This is a genomic window from Ramlibacter ginsenosidimutans (assembly GCF_016654015.1).
Lineage (GTDB): Bacteria > Pseudomonadota > Gammaproteobacteria > Burkholderiales > Burkholderiaceae_C > Ramlibacter > Ramlibacter ginsenosidimutans.
This window is the reverse complement of the sequence record NZ_JAEPWM010000012.1, coordinates 94,240-115,364: the sequence shown is the minus strand read 5'-3', so window position 1 is coordinate 115,364 and position 21,125 is coordinate 94,240. Positions and strand designations below refer to the sequence as shown.

Sequence of the window (21,125 nt, the reverse complement as noted above, 5' to 3'; positions counted from 1 at the left end):
ATGCCGCGCGCACCGCGCCACCACTACCACGTGTATGTCGTCGAACTCGACGACCGCGTGTGGAACAACGCGCGCTTTCGCCGCTGCAATCCCGACTACCGCCTCGGCATGCCCTTCGTGTACGTCGGCATGACGGGCCTCGACCCGGACGTGCGCTTCGACCGCCACAAGGCCGGCATCCAGTCCAACAACTACGTGCACGATTACGGCGTGCGCCTGCGGCCCGACCTGTACGCCGTCTACAACCCGATGCCGTACCGCGCCGCCTGCGACATGGAAGTGGAACTGGGCATCGCCCTGCGCGAGCGGGGCTACGGCGTGTGGCAGGCCTAGGCGGTGTTGCGCCAGGCCGCGCGCGCCACCGCATCGAGTGCGCCGTCGACCACGGGATGCGCCGACACCAGGCGCAGCGTGCCCTGCGCGAGCATGCTGTTCAACTTGCGCCGCGTCATCGAGCGCGCCGCACCGCTGGCATGCGTGAACATGAACAGCAGGCCGTGCGGGCTGGCCCACGTGAGCTGCCAGCGTTCCCAGCCATCCGCCATCAGGTCCACGAACGCGCCGACCTCCAGCTCCTGCGAGCCCAGCGCATCGGCCTCCGGCGCACTCGTTTCCGGCGTCATCGCGGAATCCGGGATGAAGCCCGACTCGTGCATCTCGAGCGGAGCCAGCCAGGTGTTGGTCGTCTCCGGCGCAGTCTCCGCCTCGCGGCTGCGCGCCGGCGTGCCGGCGCCCGAGGCGAGGGCCAGGTCGCGCAAGGCCGACAGCAGGTTCTGCCAGCGGTCGGTATCCGCCGGCAGGTGGTCGATGCTCTGCAAGCCCGCGTCGATGCGTGCCACGAGGGTGCGATGCTGGCCCGCGACGCGCGCGGCCAGCGCAGGCTGCACACTCCACAGCACGCTCTGCACCACCCACCAGCCGCCCCCCGGGTCCTCTTCGCCCGCCATGTCGGCCAGGCGCGCCTGCGCCATCACCTGCGTCCACGGCCCGGTGAGGAAGGCCAGCGCCTCGCGCGGAGCCTGCGCCGCGTCGGGACGCTCCAGGATCTGCTGCGCGATGCGGCCGGCGAGCAGGTTGCGCTGCTCTGCGCGCATCAACGCGCGCACGGCGCGCTCGCGGTTGCGGCGGCCGCGCGGCTGGGCCTCGTCCCAGGCCTCCTGTAGCGCCGACAACGCGATCTCGAAGGTCTCGGGCCCGGTGCCGCCTGCGTCGAGCAGGGCTTCGGTCGCCTGCTGCAGGCCGTCCATGAAGGTGGAGAAGCCCGGCTCCTGCGGCGAGGACCACGCGAGGCTGCGCTGCGTGATTTGCTCCAGCAGCCGGCGCGCCGGATGCGAGCGGTCGCTGAAGAAGCGGGGATCGACCAGCGCCAGGCGCAGCAGCGGCGGCTCCAGGTCGCGCACGACGTTGCGCACCGCCGGCAGCAGCCGCGGCTCCTCGGCGAGGTTGTCGATCATCAGGTGCACGACTTCGAGCCCCAGCGCCTGCGCCGGCCGCCGCGCCTCGTGGCGCAGCGCCCGGCGGAATGCGGCGAGGCTGTCGCGTTCGCGGCCCGGCATCGCGGCCTGGCGCTGGCGCAGCTGCAGCAGCAGCTGGTCGACCTTGCGCATGTCCTGCACCATCTCCAGCGCAGCCGGCACCGTGTGCGAGAAGTCGCTGTCGCCGGTGTCCGAGAAGACGATCACGCCTTCGTCCGCGGCATCGCCGGGCGCGCCGGAGAGCAGCTTGCGCAGCGCGCGGATGGTGAGCTGGGTGGCCTCGTCCATCTCGTCCTGCGGGTGCACCGCAGGCAGCTCGATGTGGTCGGCCAGTTCGGCCTGCAGCCGCTGCGCCGTGCCATGCAGCGCCTGCGCCAGTTCGGGCGCCATCAGGGGCGGCAGGTAGCGCAGCCAGCGGCGTCGCACGGCCGGCGAGACCGGGCTCACGCGCGCGAGGCGATGCATGGCGCGCGCATACACCTCCGGCCGCAAGGGATGGCGCTGCTGGCCGCCCTCGGGCGTGAGCTGCGCCGCCAGCAGCACGCGTTCGAGTTCGGCCAGTTGCGGACGCACCGCCTGTTCGAGCTCCTGCCCGGCGTGCACCAGGTCCGCGTTCTCCTGCACCTGCTCGTCGCCGAGCAGCGGCAGCGTGTCGAAGCTGAGGGAGGCGACGCGATCGCCCGCGATCGCCTGCGCGAACTCGGTGAGCAGGGCCTGCGGAAAACCGGCGCCTAGGGCAGCCTGTTGTTCGCGCAACACATTCACCGCCTCGAGCAGCAGGTTGCGGTCCACGACGTCCGGCATGGCCGCCGCCCGGTCCGGCAGCTCCTGAAGCGCCCGCGCAAGCGCGGCCCGCATCAACTCGCCCCCAGCGAGGGCGGCGTCCTTGATGCAGGCGCGATAGAGCGCGTGGTACCGGGGTTGTTGCGTGGCACCAGCCATCGCGGCAGGCCCCTCCTCTGTGAGCTCGCTTACTTCAGGGCTTTATAGCGCACCCGGTGCGGTCTTGCACCTTCTTCGCCGAGGCGCTTGCGCTTGTCGGCCTCGTATTCCTGGTAGTTGCCGTCGAAGAACACCCACTTGCCTTCGTCCTCCGCGGCCAGGATGTGGGTCGCGATCCGGTCCAGGAACCAGCGGTCGTGGCTGATCACCATCACGCTGCCGGCGAACTCCAGCAACGCGTCTTCCAGCGCGCGCAACGTTTCCACGTCGAGGTCGTTGGACGGTTCGTCCAGCAGCAGCACGTTGCCTCCCTGCAGCAGCGTCTTGGCCAGGTGCAGGCGCCCGCGCTCGCCGCCGGAGAGCATGCCGACCTTCTTCTGCTGGTCGCCGCCGTTGAAGTTGAAGCGGCCGCAATACGCGCGACTGGCCATCTGGAACTTGCCGATGGTGATGATGTCGAGGCCGCCGGAGACGTCCTCCCACACGGTCTTGTCGTTGGCCAGTTCGTCGCGGTGCTGGTCGACGAAGGCCATGTGCACCGTCTTGCCGATCTTCACCTCGCCCGAGTCCGGCTTCTCCTTGCCGGCGATCATCTTGAACAGAGTCGACTTGCCGGCGCCGTTGGGGCCGATGATGCCGACGATGGCGCCCGCGGGCACCTTGAAGCTCAGGTTGTCGATCAGCACGCGGTCGCCGAAGGACTTGGAGACGTTGACGAACTCGATGACTTCATGGCCCAGGCGCTCGCCCACGGGGATGAAGATCTCGTTGGTCTCGTTGCGCTTCTGGTACTCGTAGTCGGACAGTTCCTCGAAGCGCGCCAGGCGCGCCTTGCTCTTGGCCTGCCGGCCCTTGGGGTTGGAGCGCGCCCACTCCAGTTCCTTCTTCATCGCCTTGGTGCGGGCGTCCTCGGTGCGCTGCTCGGTCTCCAGGCGCGCTTCCTTCTGCTCCAGCCAGGTGGAGTAGTTGCCCTTGTAGGGGATGCCGCGGCCGCGATCCAGCTCCAGGATCCATTCGGCGGCGTTGTCCAGGAAGTAGCGATCGTGGGTGATGCCGACCACCGTGCCGGGGAAGCGCGCGAGGAACTGCTCCAGCCATTCCACCGATTCGGCGTCCAGGTGGTTGGTGGGTTCGTCCAGCAGCAGCATGTCCGGCTTGGACAGCAGCAGGCGGCACAAGGCCACGCGGCGCTTCTCGCCGCCGGAGAGGTTCTTGATCACCGCGTCCCAGGGCGGCAGGCGCAGCGCGTCGGCCGCGATCTCGAGCTGGTGCTCGGTGTCGCCGCCCGCGCCGGACGCCGCGATGACCGCTTCCAGCTTCTGCTGTTCCTCGGAGAGCTTGTCGAAATCGGCGTCGGGCTCCGCGTAGGCGGCGTAGATCTCCTCCAGCCGCGCCTTCGCCTGCATCACCTCGCCCATGCCGCCTTCCACCGCTTCGCGCACGGTCTGCTCGGGGTCGAGCTGCGGCTCCTGCGGCAGGTAGCCTATCCTGAGGCCGGGCATCGCCATGGCCTCGCCCTCGATCTCCTTGTCGATGCCCGCCATGATCTTCAGGAGGGTGGACTTGCCGGAGCCGTTCAGGCCGAGGACGCCGATCTTGGCGCCGGGAAAGAAGCTGAGGGAGATGTCCTTCAAGATCTGCCGCTTGGGCGGCACGATCTTGCTGACACGATTCATCGTGTAGACGTACTGGGCCATGGTGTCCTGCCGGGGAAACCGAGCATTATCCCAGTTAGGGGCCAGGAGCCAGGGTCTAGGGGTTAGGGAGCGTCGAAGACAGCGAACCTGGCCCCTGGCCCCCAGCCCCTGGCCCCTCTACTTCAAACTGTTCTTCAGCGCCGCCTGCGCGACCTGGTCCAGGGCCTCTTCGACCACCGGGCGGTCGGCGACCACGCGCAGGTGGTCCGTGCTGCGCAGGCGGTCCAGCGTGCGGCGCGACATCGAGTGCGCCGTGCCGCCGGCGGAGGTGAACATGAACAGCGTCGCATGCGGGCTGCACCAGGTGAGCTGCGCGCGCACCCATTCCGCCTTGATGCGGATCTCCACCCAGGTGCCCACGCGCAGGTCTTCGGGCCGGCCCGCGCCCAGCGTGATCTCGCCCGGCGCATCCTCTTCGCTGCTGCGCTGGGCTTCCTCCTGCTGCCGTGCCTGCGCCTCCTGCTGCGCGGCCTCGACGGAGGCGACGTGCTCGGTGTCGGTCTCCAGGCCCTGGAAGTCCACGTAGCCGGACTCCTGCACCTCGACGCCGTCCAGCCACATCTCCACGGCGCTGTCGCTGAAACCGGACTCTTCGTTCCAGGCCGCGTCGGCCGCCTTCTGGACCTCGGGGTCGCGCCCTTCCTGCACCGCCGCCTTGTGCAGGGTGATCAGGTGGTCGAAGAAGCGCTGCGTCAGTTCGGACGGATAGCCGATGCGCTGCAGGCCTTCGCGCATGCGCTGCAGCAGGCCCGGGATCATCTGCACCAGGCGCCGCGCGCGTCCGCGCTGGGCCGAGGTCTTCTGCACGCTCCAGATCAGGTCGTCCACCAGCGCGCGATAGCCGAACGGGTCCGAGGAGCCGTCTTCGCAACTGAGTTGGGCGTCGGCCACCACCTGCGCCCACGCATTGCGCAGGAAATCGCGCACGAAGTCGGCGACGTCGATGTCCTCCACGAGTTGCACGAACTCGGCGGCCAGCTTCTGCGCCAGCAGGTTGCGCTGTTCCGCGTGCAGCAGCGCCTTGGCGGCCTCCTCGCGCTTGTGCTTGCCGCCCTGGTCCTGCTCCTTCCACTGCTCCTGCAGGCTGTGCTGCAGTTCCGCGAACGTGTCCGCATCGATGACCTTGCTTTCCAGCCACCGGCTCGCTTCCTGCACGGTCGCGATGAAGCGGGGCCAGCCCGGATCCTCTTCGGACGTGAACGCCAGGCTGCGTTGGGTGATGCGATCGAGCACCTGGCGCCCGGGGTGCGTACGGTCGCTGAAGAAGCGCGAATCCGCCTTGGCCAGCCGGTGCACCGCCGGCTCCATGGTCTTGAGCTCGCGCTTGAGCGCCGGCAGCAGCCGCCGGTCTTCGAGCAGGTGCTCGAACATCATCTGCACCACTTCCTGGCCGAGCTGCTCGCCGATGCGCGCCGGCGCCGGGGCGGGCTGGCCCACGTCGGCCAGCATGTCCACCGGCTGCGCGGGCGCGGCCACGGTCTCCACCCTGGGCCGCTGCTCCAGGCGCTTGACCAGTTCGTCGGTCTTCTTCAGGTACTGCAGCATCGCCATCGAGGCCGGCACGGTGTGCAGGAATTCGGCCTTGCGCGGCGTGTCGAAGTCGCCGGTGAGCAGCTTGCGCAGCCGGTCCAGCGTCAGCAAGGTCTTGGCTGCCGCGTCGCTCACGGGTTTGCCGCTGGCGCCTGTGGTCTTGTCCACGCGGCCGCCCAGGGGCACCGCGGGTTCGATGCCGGTGGAGCGCAGCCAATCCGTCACTTCGCGATAGAGCCGGCGCAGGTTCACGCCCAGCAGCCCGGCCGCCGGCGTGATGAGGGCTTCGCGCACGTGCGCGTCGCGCACGTGCTCCTGCAGTGCGAACTGCAGTGCGCGCACGAACACGTCCGGACGGATCGGGTTGAGGCCCGGCTGGATGGTGCGCCAACCCAGCATCGTGCTGATCAGAGCATCCACTGCCGGCAGCGAGTCGTCCACGGCCAGCGCCACTTCCTGTTGCGCGCGCGCGAGCTCGATGCTCTGGTCCAGCTGTTCGTCGGCGAACAGCTGCAGGTCGTCGAAGCGCAGCACTTCGGCCGCCGTCTGGTCCTTGCCGCCGCCTTCGTACACCAGGCGGGTGAGTTCCTGCACGAACGTGGCCTGGATGGCAGCCGGACCGGCGCGCAGCGCGAGGATGGTGCCGCGCACGGCAGGCTGCTGGAACGCGGCAATGCGCCGCGAGCCGGTGCCCGCTGCGCCCGTGTCCAGGCCGTGCAGCACCTCGGCCATGAGTCCGTTCGCCTGCTGCAGGATGGCAGCAAGGCAGTCGCTGAGGGAGGGTTGCAGCTGCGTGGGGTCGTCGGCAACGCCCAGGCGCAGCTTCATCGTCTTGGCCATGGATATGGATGAACTACTGCGGCCCATTATGGGTGCCGGGCCCGGGCCGGTCATTTTTGACAGGACAGGTGACACTTTGCGCACGACAGCCGGTGCGCCCGTGCAACACAGGCGGTTTGCCCGGCAGCATCCGGACAAACATGCGACAATGGCTTCTCTCGCGGCCTCCAGTTGCCTGCGAGCTCAGCGTTTCGCTGGGGACGAAGCGGGCCTCGCTGCCTGCCGGCTCCCAACCTCCTGAAACTCATCTGCCCTTGACTGGATCCGGCCTGCGTGGCCCGGAACGGCCGATGCCCCAGCGCCCGGTAGGCGCCAATAGCAATCCATGACTTTTGACGAACTGAAACTCGCCCCCGCCATCCTCAAGGCGGTCCACGAGCAAGGCTACGAGACTCCCACCCCCATCCAGGCCCAGGCCATCCCGGCCGTTCTCGAGGGCCATGACCTCCTCGCCGGCGCCCAGACCGGCACCGGCAAGACGGCGGCGTTCACGCTGCCCATGCTGCATAAGCTGACCCACGGCCAGAGCAAGACCAACAAGTTCGGCAAGGACGGCATCGCCGCCCTGGTGCTCACGCCCACGCGTGAACTCGCCGCGCAGGTGGAAGAGTCCATCCGCACCTACGGCAAGTACCTGCCGCTCACCTCCGCCGTGATCTTCGGCGGCGTGGGCATGAACCCGCAGATCGACCGCATGAAGCGCGGTGTCGACATCCTCGTCGCCACGCCCGGTCGCCTGCTGGACCTGCAGCAGCAGGGCCACGTCGACCTGTCCACCGTCGAGATCCTCGTGCTGGACGAAGCGGATCGCATGCTGGACATGGGCTTCCTGCCCGACGTGAAGAAGATCCTGGCGCTGGTGCCGCGCGAGAAGCAGAGCCTGCTGTTCTCGGCCACCTTCAGCGACGAGATCCGCGACCTGGCCCATACCCTGCTGAAGAATCCGCAGAGCATCCAGGTCACCCCGCGCAACACCACCGTGCAGCGCATCACGCAAGTCGTGCATCCCGCCGGCCGCGGCCGCAAGAAGGAACTGCTGGCCCACGTGATCCAGGAACACGAGTGGTCGCAGGTCCTGGTGTTCACGCGGACCAAGTTCGGCGCCAACAGCGTCGCCGAGTACCTTCAGAAGAAGGGCATCACCGCGATGGCCCTGCACGGCAACAAGAGCCAGACCGCCCGCACGCAGGCGCTGGCCGGCTTCAAGAGCGGCGACATCCGCGCGCTGGTCGCCACCGACATCGCCGCCCGCGGCATCGACATCGACGACCTGCCGCACGTGGTGAACTACGAGATTCCCAACGTGCCGGAAGACTACGTCCACCGCATCGGCCGCACCGGCCGCGCGGGCAAGGAAGGCCAGGCCGTGTCGCTGGTCTGCCTGGACGAGGAAGGCTTCATGCAGGAGATCGAGCGCTTCACGAAGCAGGACATCCCGACCGTCGTGGTCGAGGGCTTCGGTCCCGAACCCGGCGAAGAGGCCCAGCCCATCGCCATGGGCCGCCAGGTCCTGTGGGGCGGCAAGGGCCGCCCGCCGTCGCGCGAGGTGATGAACGCCGCGGCCAAGGCGGCGCGCAGCGAGATGATGCAGCGCATCCGCGAGAACAAGGACAAGTCCGGCGGCTCCGGCAAGCGCAAGCCCGAAGGCGAAGCCCGCAGCGGCAACGGCCAGCAGGCGCGCAACGGCAATGGCGGTGGCCAGCAGGTCCGCAACGGCAACGGGCAGCAGCCGCGCAACGGCAACGGCAACGGCCAGCAGCCCCGCAACGGCAATGGCGGCGGCCGGCCGCCGCGCAGCAACCGGCCGGCCCAGCCGGCGCAGGTGGCGCGCGCGCCGCAGCAGCCGCGCGACGACGGACGCGAACGTGCCTTCGACGACGACGGCGACGACCGGATGCCGCGCAACGTGGATCCGCTGCGCACCAACATGCCGGGGCGGCGTGACATGACCGGCGTGAAGCGGGTCAATGCCAACGGCCAGCCGGATCCGACGCGCACCAGCATCGACAGCATGGGCGCCACCGGCCGTCGCCATGGCGGCGGTGGCGGTGGTGGCGGCGGCGGTAACCGTCGCGGCGGCAACCCGACGCGCAACTACGGCCGCTGAGCTAGGAGCCTGGGCGGCAGAGAGACGGGCCTGCGCCGGGGCTTGGAAGCGTGTCAGGCTAGGCGCAGCCGACGCCGTGTAGTTCATCTACACAAGGAGGCTGCAACGACGCATGGCGCGCTTCCAAGCCCCGGCCCGCAGGGTTGGACCGAGAAGGGGGCGTATGCGTCGTTGCGGAAACGGGTCCAGCCGGCCAGGCTGGACCCGTTTCCGCGCCTAGCCTCCACCCCCTTCTCGGTCCAACGCAGGCCCGTCTCTCTGCCGCCCAGGCTCCTAGGCGGTCCGGCCGGCGTACCATGCCGGCATGGACCGACCTGCTCCTGCCCCGGACCGTAGCGCCCTGCTGGCGGGAGCCACGGGGCTCGTCGGCCGGGCCATTCTCGAGGGACTGCTCGCCGATGCGTCGGTCGCGGCAGTCCACGTCCTCGCGCGTCGCGCGCCAGGCGTTTCCCACCCCAAGCTGCACCTGCATCTCGTCGACTTCGCGGCGCTTCCGGCGCTGCCCCCGGTCGACGAGGTGTACCTCGCGCTGGGCACCACCATCAAGGTCGCCGGCAGCCAGGCCGCATTCCGCGCGGTCGACCACGACGCCAACCTGGCCGTCGCGCGAGCCGCGCTGGCAGCGGGCGCGAAGCGGCTGGGACTGGTGAGCGCGATGGGAGCGGATACGCGCTCGTCGCTCTTCTACAGCCGGGTGAAGGGCGAGCTCGAACAGGACCTGGACGCGCTCGGCTACGAAGGCCTGGTCATCGCGCGGCCGTCGATGCTCGCGGGCGACCGCGGCGCGCTCGGCCAGCCCGAGCGCGGTGGCGAGCAGCTCGCACTGCGCGTGACGCGCCTGCTGCGGCCGCTGATCCCGGCGAACTACCGCTCGGTGCAGGCCAGCGACGTGGCGCGCGCGCTGCTGCGCCGGGTGCCGGTGGCACGCGGCAAGGAAATCGTGCTGTCCGGGGCGATGCAGGCGTAGCGCCTCGCGTCGGCGCCCGCCCGCAGGTTCAGTTGAAGCGGCTCGTGTGCACGATCGGGCGCACCGCCTCGCTGCGCAGGTTGCGCAATCCCCAATCCACCAGCGGCGCGACCAGCGTCCAGCGCAGGGTCTCCAGCAGCGAGAACTGGCGCCGGTAGGCGCGCGATGCGTGCAGGTGGCCGGCGTCGTTGAAGACGCCGAGCTCGCCCGTCACCATCAGGTCGCATTCCGTGGGCACGCCGCCGAGGAAGGCATCCTCATGGCCGTCCCACAGCATGTGGCCGTTCACGTGGATTCCGTAGCCCCATTCCCAGCCGAGGTCGCGCAGCCGCTGGCGCGCGGCGGCCATGCAGGCCGCATCGAAGATGTAGGTGTCGGTGCCGATCCAGCGTTCCTGCAACCAGACCTCCACGATGGGCCGGTACGCACCGCGCGAGCCTGGCGCCATGCCGCGCAGGATCTCGCCGGAGAGCGTGACGGCACGGATGCGCGAAGGCAGCTTGGCGATGCGCAGCATGGCGACGAGCAGCGTCGCCTTGTCGCTCGCATCGCCGCGGCCGGCGTCGTACACCTCGCGCGCGGTGCGCGGGCGCAGCTTCATGCGCCGCGCCAGCGGCAGGCGCTTCACGTAGCCATAGAGGGCCAGGGCTTTCTGCCGGTCGGTCGTGCACAACTGGACCAGCGACTGCACGCGCAGGCGCAGCTTCGGGTCCTGGAGGTCCAGCAGGGGCGACGCAGCCAGCCACCGCTGCGGCTCGTCCAGCGCCTCGTCCGTCGACCATGGGGTGGGCGATGCCACTTTGCGTCCCTCTTTGTGCGTTGTCCGGCCCGCGACTGCGGCCCCGAATGTTTCAAAGTGTAGAACGAACCGGGCCGCGGCCTTTAAGGGAGTCGCGTAAGCGTTGCTGGGAGGATGCACCGGCGCCGGCCGGCACCCGCGCGCCGGCCCGGGACAGCACCTCCGGCATGCTGCGGCGCAGGGACCGCGAACCGTGCGCGTATGCGGTGCGCGCAGCGCGAGGAAGGGGTTCGATGCTGATGACGCCCCATTTTTTCCATGTTACAAGGTCCGTCGCCTCGTACTTTCACATGGGGGACCATGGCCAGGGTCGACATCCGACGCGTTGAGAAGTACTTCGGGACCGCCCAGATCATCCGTGGCGTCGACATCGCCATCGAGGACGGGCAGTTCGCCGTGCTGGTGGGCCCCTCGGGCTGCGGCAAGTCCACGCTGCTGCGCATGATCGCCGGACTGGAGGAGATCAGCAGCGGCGAGATCGCCATCGACGGCCGCGTCGTCAATGCGCTCACGCCCAAGGAGCGGGACATCGCGATGGTGTTCCAGAACTACGCGCTGTACCCGCACATGACGGTGCGCGACAACATGGCGTTCAGCCTGACGCTGGCGAAGCAGTCCAAGGCGCAAGTCGAGGAACGCGTGCGCCGGGCGGCCGACATCCTGGGGCTCGAGACCCTGCTCGATCGCTTTCCGCGCCAGCTCTCCGGCGGCCAGCGGCAGCGCGTCGCCATGGGGCGCTGCATCGTGCGCGACCCGCAGGTCTTCCTGTTCGACGAGCCGCTGTCCAACCTGGACGCGAAGCTGCGGGTGCAGATGCGTACGGAGATCAAGGAACTGCACCAGCGCCTGCAGACCACCTCCATCTACGTGACCCACGACCAGATCGAGGCCATGACCATGGCCGACCGCATCGTGGTGATGCGCGATGGCCTGGTGGAGCAGACCGGGTCGCCGCTGGAGCTCTATGACCGGCCGGTGAACCAGTTCGTCGCCGGCTTCATCGGCTCGCCCGCGATGAACTTCCTGCCCGGCGTCCTGCGCCGCTCCAGCGGCGACGCGCGCGTGGAACTGGGGGAAGGGCTCTGGCTGCCCGCGCCGCCGCAGGCAGCCGCGGGACAGGACGGGCAATCCGTCCTGTACGGCATGCGCCCGGAGCACATCCAGCTGGCCAGCGGCGAGGACGGTGTCGCCACCGCCGTCGTGGTGGTCGAGCCCACCGGCGCCGACACGCAGGTCTTCACCAAGATCGCCGGCGTCGAGGTCACCAGCGTCTTTCGCGAGCGCCATGAGTTCCGGCCCGGCGAGATCATCCGCCTGCGCCCCGACCCCGCGCGCGCCCACCTGTTCGATGCCGGCACCGGCATGCGGCTGGCGTCCTGAGACGCCGCTGCGCAGCCTTCGTTCACCACCAAAGACCAGGAGACAACATGACCGATCGTCGCAAGTTCCTGAAGAAGGCCTCGGCCGGCGCGGCCGCGGTGTCGCTGCCGCTGCTGTGGCCGGCGAGTGCGCAGGCGCAGTGGAGCAACCAGCCGGAAAAGGGCGCGAAGCTGCGCGTGCTGCGCTGGAAGCGCTTCGTCGCCGGCGACGAGGAGCAGTACATGGCCAACGTCCGCAAGTTCACGCAGGCGACCGGCATCGAGGTGCGCGTGGACAACGAGAGCTGGGAGGACGTGCGGCCCAAGGCGGCGGTCGCGGCCAACGCGGGCGCCGGCCCGGACATCATCCTGTCCACCAACGACGACGCGAACCTCTATCCGGAAAAGCTCGTCGACGTCACCGACGTGTGCACGTATCTCGGCAAGAAGTACGGCGGCTGGTACCCGGTCTGCGAGCAGTACCTGCGGCCCAACGGGAAGAACTGGATCGGCGTGCCGCTAGGCTGCGCCGGCAATGCGATCGTCTACCGCGAGAGCCAGGTCAAGGCCGCGGGCTTCGACAGCTTTCCGAAGGACATGGACGGCTTCCTCCGCCTCATGAAGGCGCTGAAGGACAAGGGCACGCCGGGCGGCTTCGCGCTCGGCCACGCGACCGGCGACCAGGCCTGGGCGCACTGGCTGTTCTGGGCCTTCGGCGGCAAGCTGGTGGACGAGAAGAACAACGTGATGATCGACCGGCCCGAGACGGTGAAGGCGCTGGAGTTCGCGAAGGAGCTGTATCCCACCTTCGTGCCCGGCACCCTCTCGTGGCTGGACCCGAACAACAACAAGGCGTTCCTCGACAACCAGATCAGCGTGACCGCCAACGGGATCTCGATCTACTACGCGGCGAAGACCTCGCAGGATCCGAAACTGCAGGAGATGGCGAAGGACATCCAGCATGCGAACTTCCCCATTGGCCCGGTGGGCGTGCCGACGGAATTCAACCTGTTCTTCAACCAGATGATCTTCAAGTACACCAAGTACCCGAAGGCCGCCAAGGAGTTCCTGCGCTTCATGATGGAACAGGAGCAGTACGGACCGTGGATGCAGGCGAGCATCGGCTACACGTGCCACCCGCTCAAGGCGTACGAGAGCAATCCGATCTGGACGAGCGACCCCAAGCACACCCCGTACCGTGACGCGATGAAGGTCATGCGCCCGATCGGCTACGCCGGCAAGCTGGGCTACGCGTCGGCGGCCTCCATCTCGGACTTCATCATCCTCGACATGGTGGCCGAAGCCGCCAGCGGCGCCCGTCCCCCCAAGGAAGCGGCCGAGCGCGCACAGAAGCGCGCCGAGCGCTACTACAAGGTGTGACCCAGCCCGGCGCCCGCGCCACCCCGCTGCCAGCCGGCGAACCCGCCCGCGAGGGCCGGCTCGCCGGGCTGCTGCATCGCCTGCAGAACAGCCGCAATGCACTCGGCATGCTGTTCATGCTGCCGGCGGGGGCGCTGCTGCTCGTGTTCCTCACGTACCCGCTGGTGCTGGGCGTGTGGCTCGGGTTCACCGACGCGAAGATCGGGCGCAAGGGCGTGTGGATCGGGCTGGACAACTACCGGTTCCTGCTGCAGGACGACGTCACGCGCACGGTGCTGTTCAACACGCTGTTCTACACCTTCGTGGCCAGCGTGCTCAAGTTCGCACTGGGACTCTGGCTGGCACTGCTGCTGAACGAGAAGCTGCCGTTCAAGACCTTCTTCCGCACGGTGATCCTGCTGCCGTACATCGTGCCGACCGCGCTGTCCGCCATCGCCTTCTGGTGGATCTACGACGCGCAGTTCTCGGTGATCAGCTGGGTGCTGATGCGCCTGGGCTGGATCCATACGTACATCGATTTCCTGGGCAACCCCTGGAACGCGCGGCTGTCCACCATCGCGGCGAACGTCTGGCGCGGCGTGCCCTTCGTGGCGATCACCCTGCTGGCCGGGCTGCAGACGATCTCGCCTTCGCTGTACGAAGCGGCCGCCATCGACGGCGCCACCGGCTGGCAGCGGTTTCGCCGCATCACGCTGCCGCTGCTCACGCCGATCATCGCGGTGGTGATGACCTTCTCGGTGCTCTTCACGTTCACCGACTTCCAGCTGATCTACGTGCTCACGCGCGGCGGCCCGCTGAACGCCACGCACCTGATGGCGACGCTGTCGTTCCAGCGCGCGATCCCCGGCGGCTCGCTCGGCGAGGGTGCGGCGATCGCCATCGCCATGATCCCGTTCCTGCTGGCGTCCATCCTCTTCAGCTACTTCGGCCTGCAGCGCCGCGCCTGGCAGCAGGGCGGCGAGGACAAGTGACCACGATGCGCAGCAAGCAAGGCAGCGACCGCGAAGGCATGGATTTCCTGCAGTCCGTGCCGCGCCGCGTGGTGACGGTCTGGCTGCCGCTCGGCATCTTCGTGTTCGTGCTGCTGTTCCCGTTCTACTGGATGGCGATCACCTCCATCAAGCCGGACGCCGAGCTGATCTCGCGCGAGGGCAACCCCTTCCTGGTGGTCGGCCCGACGCTGGCGCACTTCAAGAAGCTGCTGTTCGAGACGGACTATCCGGCCTGGCTGTGGAACACGGTGCTGGTCTCGGTCGTGTCGACCTTCGTGTCGCTCGCCGCGGCGGTGCTGGCGGCGTACGCGATCGAGCGGCTGCGCTTCCGCGGAGCGCGCCAGGTCGGCCTCGCGATCTTCCTCGCCTACCTGGTGCCGCCCTCGATCCTCTTCATCCCGCTGGCGGCGCTCGTGTTCGAGCTGGGCCTGTTCGACTCGCGCATGGCCCTGATCCTCACCTATCCGACCTTCCTGATCCCGTTCTGCACCTGGCTGCTCATGGGCTATTTCCGCACGATCCCGTACGAGCTGGAGGAATGCGCGCTGATCGACGGCGCCACGCGCCTGCAGATCCTGCGCAAGATCATCCTGCCGCTGGCCGTCCCGGGGCTGATCTCGGCGGGCATCTTCGCCTTCACGCTGTCCTGGAACGAATTCATCTATGCGCTGACCTTCGTGTCCTCGTCGGAAGTGAAGACCGTGTCGGTGGCCGTGGTAACCGAACTCGTGGAGGGCGACATCTACCACTGGGGGCCGCTCATGGCCGGCGCCCTGCTCGGCTCGCTGCCGGTGGCGGTCGTGTACTCGTTCTTCGTCGAGTACTACGTCTCGGGCCTGACCGGCGCGGTAAAGGAATGATGGATCCGGCCTAGGCGGCGCGCAGGCGCCGGGCCGGGCTGTCCAGCCGCGGCAGCGGCCTGCGGCTGGCCAGCACCGCATCGATGTCTTCGCGGGCGCCGTCGATCAGGACCAGGACGGCACGCTCGGCGCGCTCGGGCTCGCGCGCGATCACCGCATCCAGCACCTCGCGATGCAACGGCAGCGAATTGCGGGGGCCGTCCTTGCGCGTGGTGGAGATTTCGAAGCTGGTGCGCAGCAGCGCCGAGAGGGCATTGCTCATCTGCACCAGCATCCGGTTGTGGCAGGCGCGGATCAGGCGCTGGTGGAAGTGCAGGTCGTGCGACACGTAGTCGCCGCCGTGCTCCACGGCGCGCTTCATGCCGGCATAGGCGTCCTCGACCCCGGCGATGTCCTCCAAGGTGGCGCGCTGCGCCGCGATCCGCACCGCAGCCGGTTCGACCACACGCCGCAGCTCCTGCAGGTCCCGCAGGAACTCGCGCGTGAGTCCGGCCTGCGACTGCCACACGATCACGTCGGGGTCGAACCAGTTCCACTGCTGCGGCGGGAGCACGCGCGTGCCGACCTTCGGGCCGGTGGACACGAGCCCCTTCGCCACGAGCGACTTCACGGCTTCGCGCACGACCGTCCGGCTCACCCCGAGCTCCTCGCCCAGCAGGGGCTCGGGAGGCATGGCCGTCCCGGGCGGATAGCGCCCGGACACGATGGCCACACCCAGGTAGTCCAGGGCCTGGCCGTGGACGTTCTTGGTCATTGCAGCCGGGGCGGCAAGGTGTCGAGGCGTTGGCCTCCCGCGGCGTCGAAGACGTGCGTCTTCTCCGGCGCGACCTCCAGCATGACCGTGTCGTCGGCGCGTGCGTTGGTGCGGCCGTGCAGCACGCACACCAGGTCCGCGTCGCCGACCTTCAGCAGCAACTCGGTTTCGGCGCCCGTGGGTTCCACCACGACCACCTTGGCGGGAATGCCCTGCCCCGTGGTCGAGAGGCGCAGGTCGCCGGGGCGCACGCCGTACTGCACGGACTGCCCGTCCTGGCCCTGGGCCTGCACCACCGTCGGCCAGCGCTGGCCTTGCGCTTCGACCCAGCTGCCGGATTCACCCTGGCGCAGCGTGCCCGCCATCACGTTCATGGAGGGCGAGCCGATGAACTGCGCGACGAACAGGTTGCCGGGACGGTCGAACAGCTCCAGCGGCGTGCCGATCTGCTCCACCAGCCCGTCGTGCATCACGACGATGCGATCGGCCATCGTCATGGCCTCGATCTGGTCGTGCGTGACGTACACCGTGGTGGTCTTCAGGCGCTGGTGCAGGGCCTTGATCTCGGCGCGCATCGCGACGCGCAGCTTGGCGTCCAGGTTGGACAGCGGTTCGTCGAACAGGAACACCTTGGGGTCGCGCACGATCGCCCGGCCCATGGCCACGCGCTGGCGCTGGCCGCCCGACAGCTCGCGCGGATAGCGATCGAGCAGCTGCGTGAGGTTCAGGATGCGCGCGGCGTTGTCGACGCGCTGCGCGGTGAGCTTCGTGTCGGCCTTGCGCAGCTTCAGGCTGAAGGCCATGTTGTCGCGCACGGTCATGTGCGGATACAGCGCGTAGCTCTGGAACACCATCGCGATGTCGCGGTCCTTGGAGTCGAGCTCGTTGACCACGCGGCGGTCGATATCGATCTCGCCGCCGGTGATCGGCTCCAGGCCGGCCAGCATGCGCAGCAGCGTGGACTTGCCGCAGCCGGACGGGCCGACCAGCACGACGAACTCGCCGTCCTGGATGTCGAAGCTGATGCCGTGGATGACCTTGAAGCGGCCGAATTGCTTTTCGACGCCGCGGAAGGAAACAGATGCCATTGCGTCAGACCTTGTTCTGGGAGGAAGCCGTGCACGCAGTGGCCGCGTGCCGCGAAAGGGAGTCGAGGGGCGCCGCGGAACCGGTCCGGCCGGGCCGCTGGGGGCGAGCCCTCGAGGGGAAAACGCCGAAGGCGTTGCGCAGCTGCGTCATGACTTCACTGCACCGGCCGTGAGGCCGCCCACCATGTAGCGCTTGAACGCGTAGTAGATCGCCGCGGGCGGCAACGCATACAGCACGCCCGTCGCCATCAGCAGTTCCCACGGCGAATCGTCGGCCGACAGGAAGCTGCCCAGCGCCACGCCGAGCGTCGTGCTCTTGTCGTCGGACAGCAGCAGGAAGGCATACAGGTACTCGTTCCAGGCCAGCAGCAGCGCGTAGGTGCCGACGGCCACCAGCGAGGGCACCATCAGCGGCAGGTACACCAGCCGGAACAGTTGCAGCGGTGTCGCGCCATCCATGCGCGCCGCTTCGTCGAGCTCCCAGGGCAGCTTGTCCGAGGCCTGCTTCAGCACCCAGATGCAGTAGGGCGAGGCGATCGTCACCATCGCGAGGATCAGCGCCCACTGGTTGTTCAACAAGCCGTAGACGCCCATGGCCTTGTACATCGGCACCGCGAGGAAGGCCGCGGGAATGAAGTACGTAAACAGCGCCAGGTTCATCACCGTGCGGCCGCCCGGCACCTTCAGTCGCGAGATCGCGAAGGCGGCGCAGGTGGCCACGAACAGCGTCAAGGCCCCCACCGAGACCGCGATCAGCACCGAGTTCCACATCTGCAGCCAGAAGTGGTTCAGGTAGAAGTGCTCCTCGTGCAGGACGATGCTGAAGTTGCGCAGCGTCGGGTGGTCCGGCCACAGCCGGCCGGAGGTCGCAGAGTCCCTGGGCGAGATCGCGAACAGGAACAGGTGGTAGATCGGGATCATGGTCCACAGGAACACCGGGATCCCGATCAGCAGCAGCTTCGCCTCGGTGGAGACGGTTCGCCATTTGATCTTCACTTGCTCAACCTCTTCATCATGAAGTAGACCAGCGGCAGCACGAGCGGCATGGCGACGACGATGGATGCCATCGCGAGGTCGACCTGGTCGAGGCGCAGGTAGCGGATGCCCAGCGTCGCGAGCACGTGCGTGAGGTCGGCCGGACCGCCCCCGGTCAGCAGGTACACGCTGTTGAAGTCGCCCAGCGTCCAGATCATCGACAGGATGGTCGACGTGAGGTACAGGGTGCGCATGGAGGGCCAGGTGATGAAGCGGAACTTCTGCCAGGTGCTGGCTCCGTCCACCGCTGCCGCCTCGTATTGCTCCGACGGGATCGACAGCCGTCCGGCCACCAGGATCAGCGTCCAGAACGGCAGCGACTTCCAGATGTGCATCAGCATGGAGAACGACAGCGCGAGCGTCGGGTCGTTCAGCCAGTTCGGGCCGTCCATGCCGGTCAGCCGGAAGATCAGCGTATTGACGACGCCCCACTCGGGGTTCAGCATGAACCGGACCGAGAGGATCGTCGGAATGGAGGGCACCGCCCACGGCAGGATGAACAACGCCGACAGCACCTTGATCCACCAGCGGGTCTGCACGAAGAAACCCGAGAGCAGCAGTGCGACCATCATCTTGATGTTGATGGCGACGACGAGGAACACCAGCGTGTTGATGACGGTGCGGAAGAAGATGGGGTCGGCGAACAGCCGCACGTAGCTTTGCGGGTGCCGCGCAAGCCACAGGCCGTAGCCGACCGGGTAGAGCACGAACACCGCGAACACCAGCAGGTAGGGCACCACCATGACCCGTCCCCAGTTGTCCCAGGAGGCGGATCGGCGGGCTGCCGGCGCGGGGGCCGGCAGCTCGTGCGTCGTGGTCGGAGTCGCGATGATCGAGCTCATGTCGCCAGGCCTCCCAGGGTCAGTCGGTGCTGCCCGCGACCGTCTTGATGCGGGCGATCATCTCGTCGACCGCCTTGTCCACCGGCACGTGCTCGTTCACCACGCGGTTCATCGCCTTGGCCCAGACGTTCTCGTTGTTCAGGATCGTGAACTTGTAGTTCTTCGTGAACTCGAAGGTGGTCACGCCGCTCATGTACTGGTTGTACACGTCGAGACGGTGCGGGTCGTTCTTCCAGAACGGGCTGGCCTGGCCGTGCTTGGTGACCGGGAACCAGCGGCCCAGGGAACCTTCCACGTAGGGCGTCAGGTTCTCGTCCTGCAGCAGGAAGGCCACGAACTTCTTGGCCAGGTCCTTGTGCTTGGCTTCCTTGAAGATCACGCCCGTCTTCACGGCGGTGCGGTACTTCATCTTGCTGCCGTCCGGCTTGTTGGGGAAGCCGGCCGTGGCGATCTCCTGGGTGTAGTTCTTCTTCGCCTCGTCACGCTGCGCCTGCGTCAGCGCCGGGTTGTTCATGTCGTCCAGCCACTTGGCGGCGATCGAAATGGTCGCGTTGTGCGTCATCACGGTCGTCTTGTTGTGGAAGGCGACGTTGTTGTCCGGATCCTTCCAGCTGGTGGACGAAGGCGGGGTGCAGCCTTCCGTATAGGGCTTGGTGTAGTCGGTCAGCGCGCCGATCAGGCCCTGGCGCACCGCCGGGTCGTCGACCAGCAGCTTGCCCGAGTCGTTCACCATGTGCACGTTGTACGCGTCGGCGAAGGTCAGGAACGAGTAGAACGAGTCGCTCGAATCCACGCCCATGGGCATGCCGATGCCGAAGATGCGCTTGCCAGTCTTCTTGCGCTCGGCCGGCTGCACCTTCTCGCACCAGAAGTTCCAGTAACCCTTCCAGTCCTTCGGGATGTCGCTTTCCTTGAAGCCCGCTTCGGCCAGCATGTCCTTCCAGTACTGGATGTGCATGGTCTGCTGCTTGAGCGGGAAGGCGTAGTACGCGCGCTTCTGGGCCTTCGCGTCGTACAGGAAGGTCGTGGACAGCGCGGTCGGCTCGAAGCGCGCGCTGATCGGGCTGATGACGCTGCTGATGTCCTCCAGCTTGTCGTCATTGGCCCACTTGCCGGTGACCTGGAAGTCATAGACGTCGGCGTACGCCACGTCGGGCGGATTGCCCGAGTCGAGCGCGGCCACCGTCTTCGGGATCATGTCCTGGATCGGGTACTGCGAGAGCTCGACCTTCACGCCCTTGTGCTTGGCCTCGAACTTCTTGATGACGTTGAACAGGGCGGCGTCTTCCGCGGGATAGAAGCCCTTGACCCACCAGACGGTGAGCGTCTCCTGCGCCATCGCCGGCGCACCGGCGAGCATGCCAAAGGCAATGCCTGCCGCGGCCACAACCATTCTCGTTTTCATGCCTGTCGTCTCCTGTCTTCGTGGTGGATGGAATCGGAAAGCCGGCGCCTTCAGCGGCACTCGGGAACGGGACTCAAGAGCGGCTGCCCGGCGAAATGCGCCTGCAGGTTCGCCAGCGCGAGGTCCGCCATCGCCTGGCGCGTCTCGTGCGTCGCGCTGGCCATGTGGGGCGTGAGGACGACGTTGTCGAGCGCGCGCAGCGCCTCGGGCACGCGCGGCTCGTCCTCGAACACGTCGAGGCCGGCACCGGCGATCACGCCCTGCTGCAAGGCTTCGATCAGCGCGCGCTCGTCGACGACGCTGCCGCGCGCGACGTTGACGAGGAAGCCTTTCGGGCCGAGCGCCCGCAGCACGTCCGCGTCGATCATCCGCCGCGTGCCTTCGCCGCCCGGCGTGATCACGACCAGGAAATCCACGTTCGCCGCCAGCGCTTTCGCGGAGGGGTAGTACGGATAGGAAACGCCGGGCTGCTGCGTGCGGCCCGTGTACGCGATCGACATGCCGAAGCCTTCGGCGCGCCGTGCGATCGCCTTGCCGATGCGGCCCAGGCCCACGATGCCCAGGCGCTTGCCCGACATCCGGGTCGCGAGCGGCATGTTGCCCTGCTCGGCCCAGCGGTTCTCGCGCACGTGCCGGTCCGCGTGCGGCACGCGCCGCGCGACCGACAGCATCAGCGCCAGCGCCAGGTCGGCCACCTCGTCGTTGAGCACCTCGGGCGTGTGCGTCACCGGGATGCCGCGCTCGATGGCGGCGCGCACGTCCACCTTGTCGTAGCCGACTCCCATGATCGAAATCATTTCCAGCGCGGGCAGTTGCTGCATGAGCTCGCGCGACACGACGGATTCGCCGCCGCCCGTGATGGCGCGGATGCGGGGGGCGATCTTCGCGAACGCCTGCGGATCGGTTTCGTGCAGGCGGTCGTGCACCGTGAATGCCGCCTGCAGGGGCTGCAAATAGAAGGGCGGCAGCTTCGCCACTGTCAGCACATCGGGACGCGAGGGGTCGCTCATGGTTTATCCGTAAGGGGAGCGCAATCGTATGACCATAAGATCCG

At 68.0% G+C, this 21,125-nt stretch carries 17 protein-coding genes; 7 read left to right on the top strand and 10 right to left on the bottom strand.

Going from position 1 to position 21,125, the window contains the following annotated elements; translation table 11 throughout:
- Positions 1 to 333, top strand: coding sequence for a hypothetical protein (locus JJB11_RS22505; protein ID WP_201176846.1), 333 nt, complete (start codon positions 1 to 3; stop codon positions 331 to 333).
- On the opposite strand, the gene JJB11_RS22500 is transcribed toward JJB11_RS22505, so the two are convergent.
- The 3 genes from JJB11_RS22500 to JJB11_RS22490 all read right to left on the bottom strand — a co-directional run bounded on the left by JJB11_RS22500 (position 330) and on the right by JJB11_RS22490 (position 6,484).
- The gene (locus tag JJB11_RS22500; RefSeq protein WP_201176837.1) at positions 330 to 2,417 is read right to left on the bottom strand and encodes a DUF1631 family protein; all 2,088 of its coding nucleotides are present in this window, start codon (positions 2,415 to 2,417) and stop codon (positions 330 to 332) included. The genes JJB11_RS22505 and JJB11_RS22500 overlap by 4 nt on opposite strands.
- Positions 2,418 to 2,446: 29 nt before the next feature.
- The gene (gene ettA / locus JJB11_RS22495) at positions 2,447 to 4,114 is read right to left on the bottom strand and encodes an energy-dependent translational throttle protein EttA (RefSeq protein ID WP_201176835.1); all 1,668 of its coding nucleotides are present in this window, start codon (positions 4,112 to 4,114) and stop codon (positions 2,447 to 2,449) included.
- Positions 4,115 to 4,231: 117 nt separating this feature from the next.
- Positions 4,232 to 6,484: a DUF1631 family protein gene (locus tag JJB11_RS22490; protein WP_201176833.1), complete on the bottom strand. Its 2,253-nt coding sequence runs from the start codon at positions 6,482 to 6,484 to the stop codon at positions 4,232 to 4,234.
- 325 nt (positions 6,485 to 6,809) lie between these two features.
- Between JJB11_RS22490 and JJB11_RS22485 the strand changes: the two genes are divergently transcribed.
- Both JJB11_RS22485 and JJB11_RS22480 read left to right on the top strand, forming a co-directional pair.
- Complete coding sequence (locus JJB11_RS22485) at positions 6,810 to 8,591, top strand: DEAD/DEAH box helicase (protein WP_201176831.1); 1,782 nt, start codon at positions 6,810 to 6,812, stop codon at positions 8,589 to 8,591.
- Between the two features lie 304 nt (positions 8,592 to 8,895).
- A complete protein-coding gene (locus JJB11_RS22480) occupies positions 8,896 to 9,558 on the top strand; it encodes an NAD(P)H-binding protein (protein WP_201176829.1) in 663 nt (220 codons plus the stop codon).
- Positions 9,559 to 9,586: 28 nt separating this feature from the next.
- Here the strand turns inward: JJB11_RS22480 and JJB11_RS22475 are convergent, their stop codons facing one another.
- Positions 9,587 to 10,357 (bottom strand): transglutaminase domain-containing protein, encoded by a 771-nt coding sequence (locus JJB11_RS22475; RefSeq protein ID WP_201176828.1) that lies wholly within the window; start codon positions 10,355 to 10,357, stop codon positions 9,587 to 9,589.
- A gap of 300 nt (positions 10,358 to 10,657) precedes the next feature.
- On the opposite strand from JJB11_RS22475, the gene JJB11_RS22470 reads away from it, so the two are divergent.
- From JJB11_RS22470 to JJB11_RS22455, 4 genes are all read left to right on the top strand, one after another.
- A complete protein-coding gene (locus tag JJB11_RS22470; protein WP_201176827.1) occupies positions 10,658 to 11,737 on the top strand; it encodes an ABC transporter ATP-binding protein in 1,080 nt (359 codons plus the stop codon).
- 47 nt (positions 11,738 to 11,784) lie between these two features.
- Positions 11,785 to 13,095 (top strand): ABC transporter substrate-binding protein, encoded by a 1,311-nt coding sequence (locus JJB11_RS22465; RefSeq protein WP_201176826.1) that lies wholly within the window; start codon positions 11,785 to 11,787, stop codon positions 13,093 to 13,095.
- A 68-nt stretch (positions 13,096 to 13,163) separates the two neighbouring features.
- Positions 13,164 to 14,066 (top strand): carbohydrate ABC transporter permease, encoded by a 903-nt coding sequence (locus JJB11_RS22460; RefSeq protein ID WP_201176962.1) that lies wholly within the window; start codon positions 13,164 to 13,166, stop codon positions 14,064 to 14,066.
- A gap of 5 nt (positions 14,067 to 14,071) precedes the next feature.
- Positions 14,072 to 14,947 carry a carbohydrate ABC transporter permease gene (locus JJB11_RS22455; protein WP_201965037.1) on the top strand — a complete coding sequence of 292 codons (876 nt, stop codon included), beginning with the start codon at positions 14,072 to 14,074 and terminating at the stop codon, positions 14,945 to 14,947.
- A 10-nt stretch (positions 14,948 to 14,957) separates the two neighbouring features.
- Here the strand turns inward: JJB11_RS22455 and JJB11_RS22450 are convergent, their stop codons facing one another.
- The 6 genes from JJB11_RS22450 to JJB11_RS22425 all read right to left on the bottom strand — a co-directional run bounded on the left by JJB11_RS22450 (position 14,958) and on the right by JJB11_RS22425 (position 21,081).
- A complete protein-coding gene (locus JJB11_RS22450; RefSeq protein ID WP_201176825.1) occupies positions 14,958 to 15,701 on the bottom strand; it encodes a FadR/GntR family transcriptional regulator in 744 nt (247 codons plus the stop codon).
- The gene (locus JJB11_RS22445; protein WP_201176824.1) at positions 15,698 to 16,789 is read right to left on the bottom strand and encodes an ABC transporter ATP-binding protein; all 1,092 of its coding nucleotides are present in this window, start codon (positions 16,787 to 16,789) and stop codon (positions 15,698 to 15,700) included. The genes JJB11_RS22450 and JJB11_RS22445 overlap by 4 nt, the downstream gene beginning before the upstream one ends.
- Positions 16,790 to 16,936: 147 nt before the next feature.
- Positions 16,937 to 17,779, bottom strand: coding sequence for a carbohydrate ABC transporter permease (locus JJB11_RS22440; RefSeq protein WP_340643178.1), 843 nt, complete (start codon positions 17,777 to 17,779; stop codon positions 16,937 to 16,939).
- Positions 17,780 to 17,781: 2 nt separating this feature from the next.
- Positions 17,782 to 18,666, bottom strand: coding sequence for a carbohydrate ABC transporter permease (locus JJB11_RS22435; RefSeq protein WP_201176823.1), 885 nt, complete (start codon positions 18,664 to 18,666; stop codon positions 17,782 to 17,784).
- Between the two features lie 19 nt (positions 18,667 to 18,685).
- Positions 18,686 to 20,071 carry an ABC transporter substrate-binding protein gene (locus tag JJB11_RS22430; RefSeq protein WP_201176821.1) on the bottom strand — a complete coding sequence of 462 codons (1,386 nt, stop codon included), beginning with the start codon at positions 20,069 to 20,071 and terminating at the stop codon, positions 18,686 to 18,688.
- A gap of 50 nt (positions 20,072 to 20,121) precedes the next feature.
- Positions 20,122 to 21,081: a 2-hydroxyacid dehydrogenase gene (locus JJB11_RS22425; protein WP_201176819.1), complete on the bottom strand. Its 960-nt coding sequence runs from the start codon at positions 21,079 to 21,081 to the stop codon at positions 20,122 to 20,124.
- Between the last annotated feature and the right edge of the window lie 44 nt (positions 21,082 to 21,125).